The 21,305-nt window shown below is 46.8% G+C and carries 19 protein-coding genes and 1 other RNA gene; 12 read left to right on the top strand and 8 right to left on the bottom strand.

Annotated elements, in window-relative coordinates; genetic code table 11:
- Positions 1-76: 76 nt before the first annotated feature.
- Together GWO68_RS13750 and GWO68_RS13755 are read right to left on the bottom strand one after the other, a co-directional pair.
- Positions 77-1,432 (bottom strand): sensor histidine kinase, encoded by a 1,356-nt coding sequence (locus GWO68_RS13750; protein WP_162347040.1) that lies wholly within the window; start codon positions 1,430-1,432, stop codon positions 77-79.
- The gene (locus GWO68_RS13755; protein WP_162347041.1) at positions 1,422-2,789 is read right to left on the bottom strand and encodes a sigma-54-dependent transcriptional regulator; all 1,368 of its coding nucleotides are present in this window, start codon (positions 2,787-2,789) and stop codon (positions 1,422-1,424) included. Before GWO68_RS13755 ends, GWO68_RS13750 begins: the two co-directional genes overlap by 11 nt.
- Before the next feature lie 370 nt (positions 2,790-3,159).
- Between GWO68_RS13755 and GWO68_RS13760 the strand changes: the two genes are divergently transcribed.
- The 7 genes from GWO68_RS13760 (at position 3,160) to GWO68_RS13790 (ending at position 10,581) form a co-directional block, all read left to right on the top strand.
- Complete coding sequence (locus GWO68_RS13760) at positions 3,160-5,568, top strand: ABC transporter permease (RefSeq protein ID WP_162347042.1); 2,409 nt, start codon at positions 3,160-3,162, stop codon at positions 5,566-5,568.
- 29 nt (positions 5,569-5,597) lie between these two features.
- Positions 5,598-6,983: a S41 family peptidase gene (locus GWO68_RS13765; RefSeq protein ID WP_162347043.1), complete on the top strand. Its 1,386-nt coding sequence runs from the start codon at positions 5,598-5,600 to the stop codon at positions 6,981-6,983.
- A gap of 274 nt (positions 6,984-7,257) precedes the next feature.
- The gene (locus GWO68_RS13770) at positions 7,258-8,394 is read left to right on the top strand and encodes a transglutaminase-like domain-containing protein (RefSeq protein ID WP_162347044.1); all 1,137 of its coding nucleotides are present in this window, start codon (positions 7,258-7,260) and stop codon (positions 8,392-8,394) included.
- A gap of 262 nt (positions 8,395-8,656) precedes the next feature.
- Positions 8,657-9,027, top strand: a transfer-messenger RNA (tmRNA) gene (gene ssrA / locus GWO68_RS13775).
- A gap of 266 nt (positions 9,028-9,293) precedes the next feature.
- Complete coding sequence (locus GWO68_RS13780) at positions 9,294-9,560, top strand: hypothetical protein (RefSeq protein ID WP_162347045.1); 267 nt, start codon at positions 9,294-9,296, stop codon at positions 9,558-9,560.
- Between the two features lie 226 nt (positions 9,561-9,786).
- Entirely contained in the window at positions 9,787-9,996 is a 210-nt protein-coding gene (locus GWO68_RS13785) for a hypothetical protein (RefSeq protein WP_162347046.1), read from the top strand.
- Between the two features lie 87 nt (positions 9,997-10,083).
- Positions 10,084-10,581, top strand: coding sequence for a DUF4112 domain-containing protein (locus GWO68_RS13790; RefSeq protein WP_162347047.1), 498 nt, complete (start codon positions 10,084-10,086; stop codon positions 10,579-10,581).
- Here the strand turns inward: GWO68_RS13790 and uvsE are convergent, their stop codons facing one another.
- The 3 genes from uvsE to GWO68_RS13805 all read right to left on the bottom strand — a co-directional run bounded on the left by uvsE (position 10,582) and on the right by GWO68_RS13805 (position 12,858).
- Positions 10,582-11,475: a UV DNA damage repair endonuclease UvsE gene (gene uvsE, locus GWO68_RS13795; RefSeq protein ID WP_162347048.1), complete on the bottom strand. Its 894-nt coding sequence runs from the start codon at positions 11,473-11,475 to the stop codon at positions 10,582-10,584.
- Positions 11,476-11,528: 53 nt separating this feature from the next.
- Complete coding sequence (locus GWO68_RS13800) at positions 11,529-12,206, bottom strand: carboxypeptidase-like regulatory domain-containing protein (protein WP_235942071.1); 678 nt, start codon at positions 12,204-12,206, stop codon at positions 11,529-11,531.
- Between the two features lie 160 nt (positions 12,207-12,366).
- Positions 12,367-12,858 (bottom strand): hypothetical protein, encoded by a 492-nt coding sequence (locus GWO68_RS13805; RefSeq protein ID WP_162347049.1) that lies wholly within the window; start codon positions 12,856-12,858, stop codon positions 12,367-12,369.
- Between GWO68_RS13805 and GWO68_RS17970 the strand changes: the two genes are divergently transcribed.
- The gene (locus GWO68_RS17970) at positions 12,857-12,982 is read left to right on the top strand and encodes a hypothetical protein (RefSeq protein WP_262887498.1); all 126 of its coding nucleotides are present in this window, start codon (positions 12,857-12,859) and stop codon (positions 12,980-12,982) included. The genes GWO68_RS13805 and GWO68_RS17970 overlap by 2 nt on opposite strands.
- A gap of 53 nt (positions 12,983-13,035) precedes the next feature.
- On the opposite strand, the gene GWO68_RS13810 is transcribed toward GWO68_RS17970, so the two are convergent.
- On the bottom strand, positions 13,036-14,268 hold the full coding sequence (locus GWO68_RS13810; protein ID WP_162347050.1) for a metallophosphoesterase: 1,233 nt from the start codon (positions 14,266-14,268) through the stop codon (positions 13,036-13,038).
- A gap of 143 nt (positions 14,269-14,411) precedes the next feature.
- Here GWO68_RS13810 and radC point away from each other — a divergent pair, with 143 nt between their 5' ends.
- Both radC and GWO68_RS13820 read left to right on the top strand, forming a co-directional pair.
- Positions 14,412-15,128 carry a RadC family protein gene (gene radC, locus GWO68_RS13815; protein WP_162347051.1) on the top strand — a complete coding sequence of 239 codons (717 nt, stop codon included), beginning with the start codon at positions 14,412-14,414 and terminating at the stop codon, positions 15,126-15,128.
- 18 nt (positions 15,129-15,146) lie between these two features.
- Positions 15,147-15,551 carry a four helix bundle protein gene (locus tag GWO68_RS13820; RefSeq protein ID WP_235942072.1) on the top strand — a complete coding sequence of 135 codons (405 nt, stop codon included), beginning with the start codon at positions 15,147-15,149 and terminating at the stop codon, positions 15,549-15,551.
- Between the two features lie 20 nt (positions 15,552-15,571).
- Here GWO68_RS13820 and GWO68_RS13825 read toward each other — a convergent pair whose 3' ends face one another.
- Together GWO68_RS13825 and GWO68_RS13830 are read right to left on the bottom strand one after the other, a co-directional pair.
- Positions 15,572-15,778: a YwbE family protein gene (locus GWO68_RS13825; RefSeq protein WP_162347052.1), complete on the bottom strand. Its 207-nt coding sequence runs from the start codon at positions 15,776-15,778 to the stop codon at positions 15,572-15,574.
- Positions 15,779-15,830: 52 nt separating this feature from the next.
- Entirely contained in the window at positions 15,831-17,669 is a 1,839-nt protein-coding gene (locus GWO68_RS13830) for a pyruvate kinase (RefSeq protein WP_162347053.1), read from the bottom strand.
- 329 nt (positions 17,670-17,998) lie between these two features.
- Between GWO68_RS13830 and GWO68_RS13835 the strand changes: the two genes are divergently transcribed.
- Both GWO68_RS13835 and glpT read left to right on the top strand, forming a co-directional pair.
- Positions 17,999-19,651, top strand: coding sequence for a glycerol-3-phosphate dehydrogenase/oxidase (locus tag GWO68_RS13835; protein ID WP_162347054.1), 1,653 nt, complete (start codon positions 17,999-18,001; stop codon positions 19,649-19,651).
- A 302-nt stretch (positions 19,652-19,953) separates the two neighbouring features.
- Complete coding sequence (gene glpT / locus GWO68_RS13840) at positions 19,954-21,294, top strand: glycerol-3-phosphate transporter (RefSeq protein ID WP_162347055.1); 1,341 nt, start codon at positions 19,954-19,956, stop codon at positions 21,292-21,294.
- Positions 21,295-21,305: the final 11 nt, after the last annotated feature.

Here is a 21,305-nt window from a genome sequence, read left to right on the forward strand (position 1 = left end):
GGAGATGGAAGAAACCGGGAATAAGTTGCTGGTGCGTTATCGTTACCAAAATGTAAAATATGACGGCTCCGCAGAATTAGAAAACCAGCTTAAAAATACTACCAACGCCTTCTTCGCTTTCTACCTGTATACTTCCTTTATGCAGGTGCATAATGTGTTTGGATAAGCTAAGGCCAATGCCTGAGCCGTCTTTGTGCGAGGTAAAGAAAGGAATGAAAATGTTCTCGAGCAGCTCTTCAGGTATGCCGGTACCGTTGTCGTGTACTTCTATAGTTACCTTACCTTCCTGGGCTGTGGCTAAAAGTATGATTTGTGGGTTTGGGCGGTTTTGTACGGCGCGCTGTGCATTGGTTATCAGGTTAATGAGTACCTGTTCCAGTAAGTTTACGTCGCCAACTATAGTTATGTCTGCAGGCGATACTTTGCAACTATAGGTAATGCCTTCTTGTTCCAGGCGCGGGCGCATCAGGGCATCTATACTTTTAAACAACTCCTGTACATAAATGGTGGTAAGGTGTAGCTGCTGTTGCTTGTTAAGGTTGCGGTAAAACTGCGTAAAACGTAAAAGTCCTTCGCTGCGCTTTTTGATAATGCCAATGCCTTCTTCTGTATCTTCCAGTAACTCCACATCTACCGGTTCGTCGGGTGCTGAACTATAGCGCTCGCGTTCCTGGTGCAGGTGTTTGCCCAGGGTATCAGCCAGCGAGGCAATTGGGGCTACGGAGTTCATTATTTCGTGCGTCATTACGCGCAGCAGCTTTTGCCAGGCTTCGGTTTCGGTGGCATCAACGGTAGCACTCACATTTTTTAAAACGATAAGCAGCAGGTTGCGGTGCTGCAATGTAAAGGCAGTAGCCGAAATCAGTACCTGCGCCTGCCCGGTTGGCAATTTCAGCTTTACCAGTTCTGTATTACCCGGCGCTATAGTTTGCAACGACTGGTGCAGGGTAGGATAGCGGTTCTCGAGGCTATGCACACTTTTAAGGTAAGGTACGCCCAGCATTTTCTTGAACGCCTCGTTCACCCATTCCACATCCCCGGTTTCGGCATTAACCGCTATAATGCCGGTATCTACCAACTGCAGGATGGTTTGCATGTACTGGAACTGGGCCTCGCGCTCTATGTGCAGCTCTTTAAACGTGTTGTTGATCAGGTTAAAGGCTTTGTGTAGTTGCTGTAAAGAAGAGTTGGTGTTCTCGTTGAACCGTTGTGAAAAGTCGCGTTGCTTTACAGCCTCCAGAAACCGGGCCAGTTCGTTGTTGCTGCGGGTTACATAACGGGCTATTTCCCATAATTGCGCCAGCATAATCAGTATACCCGATGTTACTTGCAGCCAGGTATAGTTGGTCAGGTATTGTACGGTCAGGTACATCATGCCCAGCAAAAGCATAAACCGGATAAGTAGCCCGAGCTCCAGACGTTTAGATATCATACTTGTTCAGGCGGCGGTAAAGGGCGGTGCGAGTAAGGCCAAGTTCTTTGGCAGCTTTCGAAATATTGCCTTTGTTCTTTTCGATTACGCGGCGTATGGTTTCGCGTTCTATTTCGCTTAGCGGCATATTGGTTTCGGCAGCAAAAGCAGGTACAGCCTGTGTTGCCGGGGCAAGCTCCATTGCCGAGAAACTGAAATCCTGTGGTTGCAGTACATTGCCTTCGGCCAGAATAATGGCGCGTTCTACGGCATGTTGCAGCTCGCGCACGTTGCCCGGCCAGCTGTGTTGCTTCAGTTTTTCTATAGTTGCAGGCGCTATATCGGGTACAGGCTTATGGTTCTTTTCAGCATAGATTGCTGCAAAATGGCGGGCAAGTAACTCTATGTCGTTGCCACGGGCGCGCAAAGGCGGAAGCGTAAGCTCAACAGTATTAATGCGGTAAATCAGGTCTTTACGGAACTGGTTTTTAGAGGCCAGTTCGTAAATAGGTTCGTTGGTTGCTGAAATCAACCTGATATCTATAGGTATGGGTGTGTTGGAGCCCAGTGGTGTTACCTGCCGGTTTTGCAGCACAGTAAGCAATTTGGCCTGCATGCCCGGAGAAATATTGCCGATCTCATCCAAAAACAAGGTGCCGCCGTTAGCTGCTTCAAAACGGCCTTTGCGGTCTTCTTTGGCATCAGTAAAAGCGCCTTTCTTAAAACCAAACAGCTCACTTTCAAACAAAGTATCTGTCAGGGCGGCCACATCTACGCTTACAAATGGCTTACCCGCCCTGAAAGATTTTTCGTGAAGGGCGCGTGCCACCAGCTCTTTACCTGTTCCGTTTTCGCCAAGTATAAGCACGTTTGCTTCGGTAGGGGCAATCTTTTCTATTTTATAAAGTATGTCGTGTATGGCTTCGGACTGGCCAAGTATAGTTGTTTGGCTTGTAACTATAGTTTGCTTGCCGGCTTTTTTATCGCTTTTAGCATGCAGGGCATTGTGCAGGGTCTCCAGCAGTTTATCGTTGTGCCAGGGCTTTACTATAAAATCGTAAGCGCCTTGTTTTAAAGATCGTACGGCCAGTTCCACATCGCCGTAGGCTGTGATCAGGATAACCGTAGCATCCTTGTCTTTTTCCAGAATTTGCCGCAGCCAGAACAAACCTTCGTTGCCGGTGTTAAGCGCGCTTTTAAAGTTCATGTCCAGTAAAATAACGTCGAACTTATCCCGGGCTAAAAGGCTCAGCAGATTGTCGGGGTTCTTTTCAGTAGCAACTTCTTTTACCTCGGTCTTCAGCAGCATTTTAAGTGCAAAAAGTACGTCGGTTTCGTCGTCAACTATTAAAACCCTACCGTTTTTTCCTGTGGCCATAGTACAAGCAATTCTGGTTCTGACACCGAATGTAAGTATTTTTATCTGAATCAGGATTTACAGGGTTAAAAGATTTACTGCATGGCTTTTCTGAACTGGGATTAATAAGGGATTGATGGATTGACTTGAAAGATGTGTACCTAAACCGGTAGTCAGCATCTGTACGCTGTCAACAATCCTGCTAATCCTAAAATCCTGTACATCCTGATTCAGAAATGCCTGTAACGCTACCGCACAGGTGTATCCCTCAAAAGTGTATCGGAAGCGTACAGTTTTACAAACTATAGTTCTGTTAATTATTTGATAGTCAATTAAATATAAAACTGGCATTTTAATTTCTTATGCATGCCTGTATATTTCAGTAAAGCTCATGCTGCTAGATATTTTAAGAAAAGAACTCGACCAGATAACTCCTGAAACTATGATCAAAAATTACCTAAAAATGGCTTACCGCAACCTGATGCGACACAAAGTCTTTTCCCTGATCAATATTTCGGGGTTGGCCCTGGGCATGACCTGTAGCATTCTGATTTTGTTATGGGTACGCGACGAGTTGAGCTTTAACCGTTTCCATAGTGACCTGGACAACTTGTACCGGGTGCGCGTTATTCAGCATTACCCTGGTGCCGAAGACCTGAACACCGATGCTAACCCTGGCCCCCTGGCCGAAGCCCTGAAAGCGGAAATGCCGGAGGTAAAAGAAGTGGCACGCATGAACTGGGCATCTACACAGCTTTTTAGTTACGGCGATAAAGGCCTTAAACTGACTGGCCGCTACGTAGACCCTGCCTTTTTACAAATGTTTACTTTTCCGTTGTTGCAGGGCAATGCCGGCCAGGTGCTGCGCCAGCCAAATACCATGGTAATTACAGCCGAAAAAGCTGAAAACCTGTTTGGCTCTGCTGATGCGGCCCTGGATAAAATAGTAAAAGTTAATAACCAGCAGAGCTACCGCATTACGGGAGTTTTAAAAAATATTCCTGAAAACTCTTCGCTGGAGTTCGATTACCTGATGCCGTACAAGGACCTGGCAAACGACCCGATGCATGAATGGACAAAACGATGGGGCGCTTATGGCATCCGGACCTTTGTGCAGCTAAAACCCGGAACCGACATCAACGCCTTTAATAAAAAAATAGAGCCGATCATCACGAACCATAACAAGGACGATGACTCGGATGTGTTTGTGCAGGCCGTTGCTGATATGTACCTCTATAGTGATTTCAGGGCAGGTAAAGTAGGGGGCGGAAGAATAGCCAATGTGCGGCTGTTTACTATAGTTGCACTGTTTATACTTGCTATTGCCTGCATCAATTTCATGAACCTGGCTACAGCGCGCTCGGCTAAACGGGCTAAAGAAGTTGGGGTGCGCAAAGCAATTGGGGCAGACAAATCTGCGCTTGTAAGGCAGTTTATGGTAGAGTCGGTGCTGATTGCGCTGCTGGCGTTGTTTCTGGCGGCAAACCTGGCAGGCATGCTGTTGCCACAGTTTAACGAACTTACCGGTAAAGTTATAACATTTGATCTGTCTGACCCTGTGCTGCTGGCTATGCTATTGGGTGTAGCTATAGTTACAGGCATTGTGTCGGGCAGTTATCCGGCGTTTTTCCTGTCGTCTTTTAACCCGGCAGTGGTGCTAAAGGGTGGCGTAAAGATGAACAAAGGGGTGGGCGTATTCCGCAAAGGCCTGGTAGTTTTCCAGTTTATACTTTCGGGTTTGCTCATCATCAGCACATTGGTAGTATACCTGCAGCTGCACTTCATCCGGACAAAAAATATAGGCATGGACCGCGAGAACCTGGTGTATATGCCCATTGAAGGAGACTTACGTGACCGCTACGATGTAGTGAAACGCGAGCTGATGAATACATCCGGTATAGTTGCCGTGTCAGCTACAGACCAAAGCCCGATACAGGTAGGTAACTCTACCAGCCTGAAATGGAAAGGCAAAGACCCGAATGCCGATATCCTTTTCAGTACATTAAACGTGGATTATGACCTGCTGCAGACGCTGGATATTAAACTGAAAAGCGGTCGTGAATTCTCAAAAGAATTTGGTACTGACACAGCGGCTTTCGTGATAAACGAAGAGGCGGCCCGCCTGATGCAATTAGAAGAACCTGTAGGAGAGTGGCTGGAGTGGGAAACCAAAGGCCATATCATTGGGGTGATCAAGAACTTCCATTCGGCCCCTATACAGGTAAAAGTGCAACCGCTGGTTATGCGCCTGGCCCCCGAATACTATAACTTTATACTGGCACGCATCGAGCCAGGCAAAACCACCGAAACACTCGCTGCCATAGAGCGCATCCTCAAAAAGCATAATCCGGCTTTCCCGTTCGAGTACCACTTTATGGATGACGAGTATGAGCAGATATACAAAACGGAGGCGATTATAGGGCAGCTTACCAAATACTTTGCCGGCATTGCCATCTTTATTTCCTGCCTTGGTTTGTTTGGGCTGGCCCTGTTTACGGCAGAGCAACGCACCAAAGAGATCGGCATCCGGAAGGTGATGGGTGCCTCGGTAGCAAGTATCGTTTTTATGCTGAGCAAAGATTTTCTGAAACTGGTGCTGGTAGCTAATGTGGTGGCGCTGCCGCTGGGCTGGTACCTGATGAATGGATGGCTACAGGACTACGCCGACCGCACCGAACTGAGCTGGTGGATATTTGCCGTGGCCTGTATCTCAACGTTCATTATTGCGATGGTAACGCTCAGCTTTCATGCTCTTAAAACAGCGCTCGCTAACCCGATCACATCCCTCCGAACTGAATAGAATTTTGAAGTATCAACTATAAACTACCTATGAAAAAATTTTTAGTACCTTTTCTGCTATTGCTGGCTTTTGCGGCCAACGCACAGCTACCTAACACACTATCAACTACGGATAAAGTATACGGCTTATCTAAATTCTGGCAGGAGGTAAACTATAACTTCGTGTACCTGGATAAAGTAGACCGCACCAACTGGGATAACGCTTACCGCCAGGCTATTACCGCTGTGCAGCAAACACCTAACGACTACGAATACTACCGCGAATTACAGAAATTTTGTGCCCTGCTGAACGATGGCCATACTAATGTATACTTCCCGCAACGCATTGATACGTTGCTATATACCAGTAACTTCGGTAAGTATAAGCTCTTCCTGACAAACATTGATAACAAAGCTATAGTTACCAGAACCAACCTGAGCGCGAAAGAAGAAATACCGGTTGGCAGCGAAATAATAGAAGTAAACGGCCTGCCAACTATGGAACATCTGAAGCGAAATGTGCTACCGTATATTTCATCGTCGACGGATTATGTGCTGATGGACTGGGCGGTTAGCAACATGCTGAAAGGGTTGAAAGGGGATACCTATAACATTAAGTATAGAACACCGAAAGGCAAAGTAAAAACCCTGGCACTGACACATGCCAAAACGATAGAAAAGGAAGTATACCCTGCCCAGGAAAAACGCGAATTGCTGGAACTGAAGTGGTACCCGAACCAAACAGCTTACCTGGCCCTGAACGGCTTCCACGACCCGAAAATAAATGAGCTGTTTCTGGCTAAATTGCCTGAGTTGCGCAAAGCTAAAGCACTTATAGTTGACCTGCGTGGCAACGGTGGCGGCTCTACAACTATAGGTCGCGAAATTCTGGATTACCTTTCTCCGGACACGCTGCTGTATGGTTCTAAAAACTCGACGCGCCAGCACCTGGCAAGTTTTAAGGCATGGGGCAAGTTTACTGAAGCTAAAGATACGGTTGGCGATGCATGGGCTACCAGATCGTTGCTGGCTTACCAGGATAAACTAATGCATGATTTTGACTACAAACCTGCCCAGAACAAAGTAAAGCCAGGCGATAAAATCATAGTGCCAACTGCTATACTTATCGGACACCAGACTGCCTCAGCCGCAGAAGATTTCCTGATCTATGCCGATAACCAGCCGCACATGACCAAAATTGGCGAGAACTCTTTCGGCAGCACCGGCCAGCCATTTATGTTCGATTTACCGGGCGGTGGCATGGCCCGCATCTGCACCAAAAAAGACACTTACCCGGACGGTCGCGAGTTTATTGGCTTCGGTGTGAAACCAGACATTGAAGTGAAGATGACCCTGCAGGATTACATCCAGAAAAAAGACCCCGTACTGGAGCGCGCCTTAAAGCACCTTAAAAACCAGAAGCTGGCAGCAAAATAAACTATAGTACCTGCTATACCTTGGAGTAAAGTGTAGCAAAAGCGCACAGGTGTATCAGGCGCATGTGTATCAGAAGCGGACAGGGTAAAAACTATAGTTGCGCAAATTGCCTGTAAATCAGTGTTTTATGTTTTTGGCATTTAAATTTCTTATAGGGTTACTATAGGAGCTGCTACTGAAAAAGTCAGCTGGCTTTACCAGCAAAGGTTGTTCTGAAACTCTGTTACACTTAAAATATAAAATCATCACTAAGCCACTAGTACAATCTAAAACCATGAAAAAATCACTTTCCTTTCTGCTAATGATGCTGGTGCTGGTAGCGCCGGCCATGGCACAAAAAACTTACAAAGGCCTGCCCGTAATTGAGGCCAAAACCAGCAAAGCGGACTATAAGGTTGGCACTGAACTGGTGAGAGACAGCTGGAATATATCGCCTGAGACGGAGGTGGATATAATGCAGGTATCTGTGCCGAAAAATAAAGTAAAGTTCACGTTTTACACCGATTCTGATTCGATCAGCTTTAATGTGAAGCCAGGCAAATCGAACAAATTTTATGTGTTGCTGAACGGGAAAGATTATGCCCTGACCGAGATAAAAGGTTATGGATTTGAGGCGCAGGAATTTAACAAAACCAATAAAGTGCCGGCCTATACTTTTTTGTATGAGCAGAACCAGAACAACGCGTTTATGAATACCCTGCGCACGCAGTATAACTTGGACGAGATTGTAAAAGGCGCCGCCAACGATACCGAAAAAGCCCTGCGTATGGTAAACTGGGTGCACAAGCAATGGGACCATAACGGCATGAACCAGCCTTCAAACCCGGATGCGCTAACCATACTTGCTGAGGTAAAAGAAGGCAAGCAGTTCCGTTGCGTGGAGTATGGCATTGTAACTACCGCCTGCCTGAACGCCATAGGCTTGCCTGCACGCAAATTGGGCCTTAAAACAAAAGATGTAGAAACTACCCAGTACGGCGCCGGCCATGTGTTGCTGGAAGTATACTTGCCCGACCTTAAAAAGTGGGTAATGCTGGATGGCCAGTTTGATGTAATGCCCGTGCTGAACAATGTGCCGCTTAATGCCGTGGAGTTTCAGCAAGCCATCGCTAAAAACTATAACAAACTAGAGATCAGAAGTATTTCCGGAACAAGCAAAGCACAGTACGTAAACTGGATCTATCCTTACCTGTACTATTTTGATGTAAAGTTCGACAACCGCGAAGGGGTAGCTTTTAAGCGCGAAACCGTGGATAGTAAAAGCTCGCTGATGCTGGTGCCGGTTGGTGCAAAACAACCAAAGGTGTTCCAGATAGTGGGTCCGTTGGACTACTGCAAATACACCAACGCTATAGTTGACTTTTACCAGGCGCCGGTCATGCAAAACAACCCTGCAACAGCCCTGAAATAGCTTTTATAAACCGATATAGATTAGTTAAAGTTGAAAACCCGAACCCTTCCGAGGTGTGCCAATGGCATGCCAAGGAAGGGTTGGTTTTTTACAGCCCTTATCTGAAACTATAGCTATAGTTTGCTGTATGCCTCTGAAACTTTTTGCGGGCAGAAATATGTTTATTATTTAACAAACCACGACCATAATGCTGTAAAATTGCGTATGTTTGTGGCATACTTCTTGGAGTGTAAAAGCAACAAGAATTTGTTCTTTAACTTATGGGGTAGACCGGAATTGACAGCTTGTGCAGATTGCGTGTAAGCATGTCGGGTGATGAACGTACCACCTGTTAAAAATCCGTTCGAACAATAACTGGCGAATATAACTACGCCATGGCTGCTTAATCTAGGTATTAAGCACTAGCCATAGTCTCGTGCAGGTTTCGTAAATCTGCTTGCACATCAGAGGCTTCGATCCGATTTACTAGTTTGTGTAACGGTGTGGTGCACAAGCAAAACTAAAGCACCTAAGGAGGGCGCATAAGCCTGGTTTATACTTGCAAACTCCCTACAATCCGAATAAACCTAAGCATGTAGAAGGCACGACGGTTTCCTTGTCTGGACCAGGGTTCGAATCCCTGCTACTCCACCAATTAAGTATAAAAGCCCGCAGTTTGTGTAAAGCTGCGGGCTTTTTGCGTTTTCTGCGCCCTTGTTGTTCAAAAAACTATAGTTCTGTTTTTATAGCCTTACTTAAGTAGCCATACTTTTATAGTTAACTATAACCCAACACTATTATAGTTTGCGGCTCCAGTTAAGTGCAAATTTTTACTGCAGGTGATGCGTAGTTTTACTGGCTGTTTATACTTTTGCAGCCACTTATCCGTTTGAGCCCTGAGTATAAATAAATTTAACGTAATGCAATTTAAGCAAGTGTTGTGGCTGATGGCCACTGTGGTAGTATTGGCCTCCTGTTCGTCGTCTAAAAAAGGTGCTGGCAGTCGCTCAGTTGAGGAAGTAATTTTAAGTAGAAAATCGGTGCGCATTGGCACATCAGGTACAGCCCGGAAAGATAATGGCCTGCACAAAGGCTGGTATAAAAACCCTAACAACCCACACCACCCGAATACCACCAACCCTGGCCACACCAAAAGCAAAGGCAAGGGTAAAGGAAAGAAAAAGTAATCCAGGCTCTAAAGATTTTACAGGCAGGCGCTATCGGTTTATAACTATAGCGTCTGCCTTTTTTATGCGCTACCTGTTATTAAATATATGTAATCTGTATTTGAACTAAACCAATATTAAAAATGAAAGTATAAAGTAGTCTTACGTTTTAAAGCAATTGTTTTACAGGCCCCGAAGACGAATATTACCAGCCATTGTCTTTGTGCGCTTTCACTCAGTTTCACCTATGAAAATACTTCGACACCTCTTACTTTATGCTTTTATTGGATTAATGGCTGCGTCGTGTAACCCTATGCACGGGCGCAAGGCTATACTTGTTGATGATGACGGGCAAAGCATGCGCTTCGACAGAAACCGCCAGGAAAGCAAAAACAAGAAATGGGACGCCCGCAAAAAGAAAAACTTTAAAAAGAACAAATACAGCAGACGTGACTAACCTATAGTTATGTTGCTGTGGTACTTTGGTTTCGCAACTATGGGCACGCTTATACTTTATAACTATAGCTGCGTATAAGCGGCTACTATGGAACCACAAAATACGCATTACACCCGCACACCACACACCGAAAAACTGAAGTGGATAAACCACATGGTTAAGTTAATGGATAACCAGTTCCGTGTGCCGGGTACCAATTTTCGTTTTGGCCTCGATCCTATACTTGGTTTGCTGCCTGTGGCCGGCGACCTGGCTTCGTTCGGGGTTTCGGCAATGCTGGTAATGACGATGGCGCGCCACGGAGCAAGTGGTAAACTGGTAGCTTTAATGCTTGTTAACATTGCCCTCGATACCCTGATCGGGAGCATACCTATACTTGGCAACGTTTTCGACTTCTTTTTTAAAGCCAACGAGCGTAATGTGCGCCTGCTTACCCGCCATTACCAGGAGGGCAAATACCAGGGCAGCGGAAAAGGCGTATTTTTAGGTGTGCTGATCGGCATACTGGTGCTGTTCGTATTCCTGATATGGGTGTTGTGGCAGCTCGCCGAATGGATCTATAGTTATCTGGTAAGTATATTTTAATTATAAACGGCCCAAGGCGCGGGCAACTTCTACGGCTTTCAGGGCGCTGGTTTCCTTGTCTTTTATTTCCAGCATTATGTCCATATCCAGGCCTTCGGTCTCAGCCAGAAAATCGTGGAAAAGCTGTTCGGATATACTTTGTACGTGTTTGCCTTTGCGCTCGGCAGGGGCTTGTGCACTATAGTCCATCATCAAAATACCGTCGCGGTCGGGTTGCCAGGTGGCTGCTGCAATTTCAACGGCTTCGCGCATGGGTTCGCCGTTATTCACACATTCGTGGTGCAGGTTGTCAAAAATAATAGGCATACCGGTAAACTCGTGCAGGCGCAAACAATCCAGTAAACTATAGGTTCGGTCGTCGTTCTCAACACACAGTCTGGCTTTTACGGCATCGGGCAGTTGGTTATGGTATACATCTGCAAACCGGTCTATAGCTGAGCCTTTGTCGCCGTAAGCACCGCCACCATGTATCTGTAGTTTGGCGGTAGTGTCCAGTCCCATCAAATCCAATACACTTCCCTGGTATACCAGTTCGGCAATGCTGTTCTGTACGGTAGTTGGGTTAGGCGAATTAAGTACCACAAACTGGTCGGGGTGCATGGATATGCGCAGGTTGTGCTGTTTTATATAGTTGCCCAGTTGCTGAAACTCCGTTTTAAAATGCTCCTGCCAGTTATAGGTATTGATAGCATGCGAGGCAAAAGGCACCAGATCGGATGTGAGCCTGAAAAAGTATAGTCCGTTTTGCACATTATACTCCAGTATGCGCTGCAGGCAGGTCAGGTTCAGTGATACGGTTTCAATCAGTCGCTCTTCGGAGTAAGAAGCCAGCCGAAAGGTTCGGGAAGAGGTACAGTCTAACGTCTGGTTTATGCAGGGGTAGCCTATTTTCATGGTGTGCCGTTGTTTGCTTATGCTAACTTACGCACCACGGTTTTGTTTAGGTGTTATTTCTTTTTTTCTTCGTAGCCGGTGTTGTCTTTAAAAAAGCGGTTATAGTCTTCCTCCTCCTTTAGTTTGTACTGTATTTGCTGCAATAGCATCAGTTCACGCATTTTTTTCAGCTCTTTTCCTTCCCTCGAAAAAAGGTCATACAACAAACTGATAGGTGTAAAAACGGTTGGCGGCGGGGGAGGCGGTGGTGGCACTGCCTTTGGTGCAGGTACATAAGCCGGGTTTTTTACATAGTTTGGCTTGGGGCGGTTCATGTTGCGCAGGGCGCGCTGTATCATTTCTTCTGATGGACGATTGGTTACTTCTACTTCGCCCAGCATGACGCTGTCTTCCTGCAGCACAATGTTTATGCGCATTTCCGATACCGGTAGCCGGCGCGGCAAGTATAGCAAAGGCTTGTAGCCCACCGCCCGTATCAGTAAGGTGTCATCAGGCGTTACATCAATCAGAAAATGGCCATCTTTATCAGATATCACCGCTTTTGTAGTACCATACCGGATTACACCGGCACCCGGCACAGGCGTTTTTTTATCGGGGCCCAGCACGGTACCGCTTATCCTGAGGTTGCGCTGAGCCAGAGCAGGCGCATTAGCCACTAACACAACTATAAAGGTGCAGCAAAGTAGGGAGAGGAACCGGTGCATGTATACGTTAAGGTGCTTGTGCAGCATACAGAACTGCCAGAATGTAATACGCCAAAGATGGCCAAAAAGTATGCCAGCTCCAAAATTTATAGTCGAGTTAAACTATAACGGGCAATCAAGAATAAAAAAACAGGGCCTGCACCTAAGCAAGCCCTGTTATAGTATGCGGTATAAAAATGCGTGCCTGTTATTGCTCGGGGGTAAGGCGGGTTTTCTTTTTGTCGGTGGTTGGTGTCTTGCTTTCAGAAGTTGATTTTTTGCCAGATGTAACAGCGTCACGGCCCTGCGCATCGGCGGTAGTGCTGCCCGGTGCAGTATTAGTGCTTTGGGATGCTCCATTTGTAGTGGTTGCGCCGGCCTCGGCGGCATTTCCGCGCTTGCGTTGCACCGGGCTTAATTTATAGTTATCTGTTCTGTAACTTTTAACGGGGTCCCTTTCTGTGTAATAAGCTGTTACCAATTCTATAGCTGATGGCTGTGGTTGTGGGCCGGCCTGGTCCTGCGTAGATGCGGCGGCATAAGCAGCAGTGCCCGGAATATTATAGTCTCGTATGTAGGCGGGGTTTACTTTTTCGTTTTCGTTGGCATTAGCCACTTCGGTAGTGGTGCCTCTGTCTTCGGAGCAGGATGTGAAAAGTATAGCCATCGCCATACCCACAGTATATACTATTTTTTTCATGGTTTATTTATTGAGTTCTACAAAAGGCGCACAGTTGGCTACAAACTATAGCCTGGGTAACGTATGCCTGATTTTTTACGTGCAGCAGGTGGTAAAGTTAAAGTACGACTTGCGGCAGCCATAAATAAAAACGGACCGGCATTCAGGTGCCGGTCCGTTAAAGTATAGCGATATCTCTTATGCTTTCTTCAGCTCAAATACGGTAATCTCAGGTAAAAAGCCAACCCTGCCTGGGTACCCGATAAAGCCTAAGCCAGTGTTTACATAAAGATATTGTTTGCCTTTCTGGTACAGGCCTGCCCATTGCTTGTACATATACTGCACCGGGCTCCATTTAAGGCCAGGTATATTTACGCCAAACTGCATGCCGTGCGTGTGTCCCGATAAGGTCAGGTCGATGTCCGGGTAGAGCTGGTTTATTTCGCCATCCCAGTGCGAGGGGTCATGTGAGAGCAATACTTTGAATGGGCTGTTTTCGGTGCCGGCATAAGCGCTTTTCAGGTCGCCGTATTTCGGAAAATTGGCCCGGTTGCCCCAGTTCTCTACTCCAAGTACAGCAATGTGCTCGCCATCTTTTTCAATTTTATGGTGCTCGTTCATCAGTATCTTCCAGCCCATTTTGCCATGTGCCTCTATCAGGTTGTGAAGGTTGCTTTTCTTGGCTTCGGGGCTGCTCCAGGTTACATAGTCGCCATAGTCGTGGTTGCCCAGCACAGAGTACACGCCATGTTTAGCTGTAATGCCTTTCAGTGTTTCGAGGTGCGGATATAGTTCGGGGGCAATGTTGTTTACCAGGTCGCCGGTAAAAAATACCAGGTCGGCTTGCTGCTTGTTTATCAGGCGCACGGCTTCCTGTAAAGGTTCGGTGCTCTGAAAGCTTCCCGTGTGCAAATCCGATATCTGTAGCATTTTGTAACCATCAAAGGCCTGCGGCAGGTTCGGAAATTTAAGGGTGATGCGCTTTACACGGTAGTCATAAGCGCCTTTTACCATGCCATAAATAAAAGCTGAGAACGGCACTGCCGCTATCAAAAAGCCCATCTGGCTCAGAAACTTGCTGCGCGACGGATCAAATTCCACATCAGCCGGCAAGGCATTTATAGTTAGTTTGCCTACCCGTATCAGGTCATCTACAAATAGGAAAAGCACTATTAACAGTTTACTGGCATACAGTATAAAGAACAGGCTGGTTAAGTAAGTTTTAAGCGGCACAGCCGGGTGGCGCGGGGTATTCGCGAAAATGGCAAACACAACTATAGCTGCTGCAAAAAGGGCCCAGTACCCAATTTTAATGTATTGCTGCGTGCCAGGTGCCAGACCTTGTATCACAAGTTTAAGTGCCTGATACACATATAGGTCTACCAGGAAAAGGATAAGTATAAGGATAATAAAAGAGATCATGCGTTGCATATAACAGGTATAGTTGCTGCCGCGGCAACAAGCTCTAACAAAATAAGATTAAAAATCAGAAGTATTTTTTTGTGGCTCCTGAACTAAAAAATCCATTTTATACTTTCAGAAACACAGCTTTTACTTAACAAATATTGTACCGCATGAAGCAAACTGACATACTTGCCGCTTACCAGCCGGCGCTTAACATTAAAACCTGGGCCGAAGAAGACCGACCGCGCGAAAAACTACTGCTAAAAGGCAAAGCTGCTCTAAGCGATGCTGAACTGATCGCAATACTTATAGGCTCTGGCACACCAAAACTGACAGCCGTTGATGTAGCCAAACTTATACTTACAGCCGTTAATAATGACCTGAACGAGCTGGCCCGCCTCTCGGTAAAAGACCTGATGAAACACAAAGGCATCGGCGAAGCTAAAGCTATAACTATAGTTAGTGCCCTGGAGCTCGGTCGTCGCCGCAAAGAAACGGCCGCTGCCGCCAAAACCCAGATCACCTGCTCCACAGACATCTACAACTACATAAAGCCGCAATTGTTGGACCTACCCCACGAAGAATTCTGGATTATACTGCTGAACCGCGCCAATATTGTCATGAAAAAGGAAAGTATAAGCGCCGGTGGCGTAGCCGGAACGGTTGCTGACCCGAAGATCATCTTTAAAAAAGCGCTGGAGCAACTGGCAAGCTCTGTAATACTGGTGCACAACCACCCCAGCGGTAACACCAAGCCCAGCGCCGCCGACATTTCCCTCACCAAAAAAATGAAAGAAGCCGGCCAGTTCCTCGATCTCCCCATCCTCGACCATATCGTCTTTACCAACAACGACTACTATAGCTTTGCAGATGAAGGAGTTTTGTAAGTTAGAAGGTTAGAAAGTTTGGAAGTTAGAAAGTTGAAAATTGAGATGGAAGAGATCAGGTTAAGTAATTATGCCTTTGCGGAGCAGTTTAAAAGGCGGACAAAGTCTTTTGCTTTGCGGGTGATAAAGTTGTTCAGGGCACTGCCAAGCACGGCAGATGCTCAGATTTTGGGTAAACAACTCCTTCGGGCAGCTACATCTGTAGCAGCTAACTATAGAGCAGCTTGCCGTTCAAGGTCTAAGGCTGAATTTTCAGCGAAAATTGGAGTTGTGCTGGAAGAAGCAGATGAAGCGCAGTTTTGGCTAGAAATGCTGGAAGAGTCAGAGATTGTTGCTGCAAACCGATTAATAGAAATAAAGAAGGAGGTAGCTGAGCTAACCGCCATACTTACAACTATAAAAAAGAACGCACCTAAAAAATAACTTTCTAACTTTTTAACCTTCTAACTTTCTAACTCAGAGAGAATCTCCTTAACTCTCCCAACTTCGCCTGTTTCCAGTCTTACTTTTATGCCGTGGGGGTGGTTTGGGGAATTGGTCAGGATGTCCTGTACGTAGCCTTCGGTGAGGTAGCCGGTGCGCTGGTCTTCTTTTAACACAATGTTTACCCGCAGGCCGGGTTTAATGTTTGAGCGTTTTCTTCCGTCCATAATCTATAGTTTAAGGCAGTGCAAAGGTACGTTTTATAGTTTAATCTGACGTCTATTCGGATAGCTCTGAAATATGCAGGCTGCGCAGCATAGATGTTTTCTTGTGCTGATGCTCCTGCATGCGGTGCATGATGTCGTGCAACATGGTAATGGCTTCGATGATGTGCGGGCCTTTGTTCAGCATCACGCAGTCGGCACGCTGGGCCATGGCAGCATCCGTGATCTCGGCCCTGGAGGGACGCCCCTTTTTAGCCAGCGTTTCCAGTACCTGCGTAGCCCAAACCACCGGAATATGCGAAGCTTCACATACCCATAAAATTTCTTCCTGCACCTCGGCCAGGCGCTGCCAGCCACATTCTACGGCAAGGTCGCCGCGCGCTATCATAATGCCGGCCGGGTATGTCTGCATTATCGATAACAGCAAATGGGGCAGGTTCTTGAATCCTTCCTTGGTCTCTATCTTTAGCATCACGGCCAACTCTTTTGCTTTCAGTTTTTTTATCTCTGCAAAAAGTGCCTCTACCATAACCGGGTGGTTTGCGAACGACAGGTTTACTATATCGGCGTGTTTGGCTATAAACTTAAGGTCCTGTTTGTCTTTATCGGTGAGGTCGTGCAGGTGCAGGTTGCTTTCGGGCAGGTTTATGCCTTTGTCAGAGCGCAGTAAACTTCCCTTGTCTTTTGCGAAAGTTATCTTTACCAACAGGTTATCCGGGTTCACTTCTTCTACAATTCCTTCAATTTCACCATCATCAAACAAAATGGGTTCGCCGGGTTTTACGCGGTCAAACACATCGGGTAGTGTGCACGCTACATGGGCCGGCTTTAGGATGTGGCCGTTGGCATCAAATTGCGCGGGTTCGCCGGGTGCAGGGTCGCGGTGCAGAAGTAGGAAATGGTCTTTCTTTAGCAGGATGGGGACTTCTGTAGCTGGTAACTCGCCTATAGTTGTGCTGCTGTCAGCTACCGTTTTGCTTTTAACTTTTAAAGTGGTTCCGGTTGCGATGTAAGATGTTTTAAGCAAATGCGCCACTACCCCTTTCGTTTCCTTTCGAACTATAGACATCGTGCGTTTTCGGCCGCGGGTGTCTGTAAACCGGATGCGATCGCCTTCCTGCAATTGGTTTACCCAGTCTGGCGCTACGGGCAAAGCGGCATCTACTATACCTGGGGGCGCCACTTTGGCCCCGGCCAGCCACACAACTGCCGGCGAAGCAACCAGGCCCAGTTCGTTGTGTACCGGCCGTATCGCCAGCACCTGGGGGCCAGGGGCTAGCTCACCTGTGCGCAGTTTGGGTCCCATCAAATCGAAAAGTATAGCGCAGGGCAACTTTGTCTCTTTTTCTGCTTTCCGGATGTTACGGATCATGGCCAGCCAGGTCTTTTCATCGTCGTGGGCGCAATTTATACGGGCGCAGTTCATGCCAGCTTTCAACATCCGCGTTACCAGGTCATAATCTTTGGCTAGGTCTGTAGAGAAGGTTACCATAATGCGGGTGGTGCGGTTTTCGGGCAGCGGCCCCAGCAGGTTTTTGGTGTGCTCGGCCAATAGCTTTCTGTTCTCAAAAAACGAAACGGCCAGCTCTTTATGCGCCTGGGTACATTCTTCTAAAAAGCACAGCTGGTTATGCACCGCCTGCAAACTTGCCAGCACGTGCCCTTCCGCACGCCCCAACGACGACAGCCCGAGTAGCGAAAGCTCTTCCTGTAGCTCCCGGATGTCGTGTTTGCGCAACGCCAGGTAATGCAGCAGGTTTTTGGCGCTTTTCTTAAACCGCGGGTGCACTTTCCTGATCGCTTCCGAAAACTTATTCTCAAGGTCCAGGGCATCCTGGTATATAGTGTCGAGTTGATTAATAAGGTCGCGGTAGTTTGCTTTGTGCTTTGCCATAGTTCAGAACACTGGTTTTTACTTACAAACTATAGTTAACGCTATTAAGTTGTGCCGGCAAAACTGCTGATCCTGACGCCTGGACCTATAGTGGTAGTTGGCTGATACAGATGGAGCTATAAGGTTAGTCGCAGGTTTCGTTTGGTAGATGTCTATAGTTGATAATCAAAATGAAAGCTATAAAAGCGAAGTGGTTGAGGCAGTAAAAATGCTTTAGAAAGCTAATTACAGGGTTTTGAATTTTTATTTTTAGTTTCGTTTGCTTTTGTATGTGATTTATTTTTAGTTTTAAACGAAATACAAAGTAAAAAATTAACAATAAATTAATAATGCATTCGAAAGCAGTAGAAGCAGGAGGAGGTATATTTGATCGGGATTTGTTTGTAGCGCGTCTGAAAGAGCAAACTACAACCACCTGGGATGTTATAGTGGTAGGAGGCGGGGCAACCGGACTAGGAGTAGCGGTAGACGCTGCCTCCAGAGGATACAAAACGCTACTGCTAGAGCAATCGGATTTTGCAAAAGGAACTTCGAGTAGGAGTACTAAACTAGTGCATGGTGGAGTACGCTACCTGGCACAAGGTGATGTAAGCCTGGTGTACGAAGCCTTGCACGAGCGCGGTCTGTTGCTGCAAAATGCTCCGCACCTGGTACATGTGCAGCCCTTTGTTATCCCAAGCTATAGTTTGTTTAACCAGGGCTTTTACGGCATCGGCCTTAAAGTTTACGACTGGATGGCAGGCAAGTACAGGTTTAAAAAAACGGAGTTGCTGGGCAAAAAAACAGTGGAAAAGCTATTGCCAAACGTGGCGCAGCATGGCCTGAAAGGTGGTATTATTTACTACGATGGCCAGTTTGACGACGCGCGCCTGGCCATAAACCTGGCTCAGACTGCTGCCGAGCAGGGAGGTGTGCTGCTAAATTACTTTAAAGTAACAGGCCTGCTGAAAAATGAAACCGACAAAGTAGCCGGCGTAAAAGCACGCGACCTGGAAACTGGCGAAGAATATAACTTAAACGCTAAAGTAGTAATAAACGCAACAGGCGTTTTTGTGAACGATGTGTTACAGATGGACAAACCGGCGCAGGACCCGCTGGTGCGCCCAAGCCAGGGAGTACACGTGGTGCTCGACAAGTCTTTCCTGGAAAGCGAAACAGCCCTGATGATTCCGAAAACGCCGGATGGGCGTGTGCTGTTTGCAGTTCCGTGGCACAACCATGTGCTGGTAGGCACTACCGATACGCCTTTAAACAGCGCAAGCCTGGAGCCAACTGCCCTGGAAGATGAGATCAGTTTTATACTGGACACCGCCGGCCAGTACATGACACGCAAACCAGGCCGCAAAGATGTGTTGAGTGTATTTGCTGGGTTGCGCCCGTTGGCAGCACCGGCTAAAGGTACCAACAGCACCAAAGAGATTTCGCGCAGCCACAAATTAATGGTAGCCGAATCTGGGTTGATAACTATAACCGGTGGCAAATGGACAACCTACCGCAAAATGGCCGAAGATACCATGGCACAAGCTATAGTTACAGGGAAACTACAGGCAAAACCTTGCGCTACGGCTCACCTTAAAATACACGGATATGCAACGCCACAGGCAATGACTACTTACCTGGATGTATACGGTAGCGATGCGGCGGGTATAAACGCACTCAGCAGCCAACGCCCTGAATTAAGAAAACAACTGCATCCTGCCTTCCCGAATACGCAGGCTGAAGTGGTTTGGGCAGTGCAGCACGAAATGGCCAGAACCGTGGAAGATGTACTGGCCAGAAGAATACGTGTCCTTTTCCTGGATGCAAAGGCGGCGATAGACATGGCACCTGCTGTAGCAACTATAATGGCTTCGGAGTTAGGGTTAAACGAGGCCTGGAAGCAGGACCAGGTAGCTAGTTTTACAAAGCTGGCAAACCAATACCTGCTGGAGGCTTACGAACCTGCAAGCACTGTACAGAACAAAACAAGCCAGGTGGCTTAGTCTGGCCTGATGCACCAGTTGCCGGGCTAACTATAGAAGTATGACTATAGTCTTTAATATTAGTTTATTACTATATTAAAGAAGTATTTAATCTATAGTTTGTTATAGCCGGATGCTTTGATTTTTTACAAAAAATAAGAAATTAGAGCATTCGTAACACAAGATGTTGCGAGTTGATAAGGAAATAAATAAAAAGTTGTATTCACGGAAGAATGCTATTCTTTAAATCAATATCAGATTCCGGATCAGCTTAACTTATTAAAAAAAGAAATCGAATAGCTTAAAATTTTTACCACATAAGTATGCGCCTTATTGCACCGGCCCCTCACACAGATCGGCTACCCTTAGAACGAATAGATCCGGAATATAAGCGGCTGCGACTTCAGGTATTTATCGGGATTTTTATTGGCTATGCTGGGTATTACCTGGTACGCAAAAACTTCTCGCTGGTAATGCCGGAACTCATAGCGCAAGGTTATTCAAAAGCTGACCTGGGTTTTGCTTTATCAGGTGTATCGGTAGCCTACGGCCTGAGCAAGTTCCTAATGGGTAACCTGTCTGACAGGAGCAATGCCCGCACCTTTTTAAGTATAGGCTTATTGCTTTCTGCGCTCACAATGATCTTTATGGGTACGGTGCCTTTTGCTACCAGCTCTATCATGATCATGTTTGTGCTGCTGTTCCTGAATGGTTGGTTCCAGGGGATGGGCTGGCCTCCGTGTGGCCGCGTAATGGTACATTGGTTTTCGGCTACAGAGCGCGGTACCAAAATGTCGATCTGGAATGTGGCGCATAATGTGGGTGGTGGCTTAATCGGTCCGCTTTCAATAGCTGCTATAGCCATTTTTGGTACCTGGCAGAGTATTATGTACTTCCCGGGTCTGGTTGCCCTGCTTTCGGCGCTGGTTACTTACATGCTCGTTCGCGATACGCCGCAGTCCTGTGGGTTGCCAACTATAGAAGAATATAAAAACGAATACCCTAAAAACTATACTGCCGACCACGAAAAGGAGCTGAGCGCCAAAGAGATCTTCTTTAAATATGTGTTCAACAACCGTTTGCTGTGGTACATCGCTTTTGCCAACGCTTTTGTGTACCTGGTGCGCTACGGCATCCTGGACTGGGCCCCGACTTATTTAGAAGAAGCCAAAGGTTTCTCGGTGAAGGAAACGGGCTGGGCATACTTTGCCTATGAGTACGCGGGCATACCGGGCACGCTGCTTTGCGGCTGGATAAGTGATAAAGTATTTAAAGGCCGTCGCGCCCCTGCCACTATAATATACATGGCACTGGTGCTGGTGGCAGTCATAGTTTACTGGAAAAACCCAGCCGGTAATATCTGGGTGGATAATGCTGCCCTGATCGCGATTGGCTTCCTGATCTACGGTCCGGTAATGCTAATTGGCGTGCAGGCCCTTGATCTGGTATCTAAAAAAGCAGCAGGTACTGCCGCAGGTCTTACCGGATTGTTTGGTTATATGGGCGGTGCGTTGTTCGCCAATATTGCCATGGGCTTTGTAGTAGATGCCTGGGGCTGGGACGGTGGTTTTATCGTGCTGATCATCGCCTGTATCCTTTCGATCTTCTTTACAGCCCTTACCTGGAACAAAGAAAAAATTAACCTTCAACAAAAACTAAGCTAACGCTCAATACC

The sequence above is a fragment of the Pontibacter fetidus genome, assembly GCF_010119545.1.
In the GTDB taxonomy this organism is placed as follows: domain Bacteria; phylum Bacteroidota; class Bacteroidia; order Cytophagales; family Hymenobacteraceae; genus Pontibacter; species Pontibacter fetidus.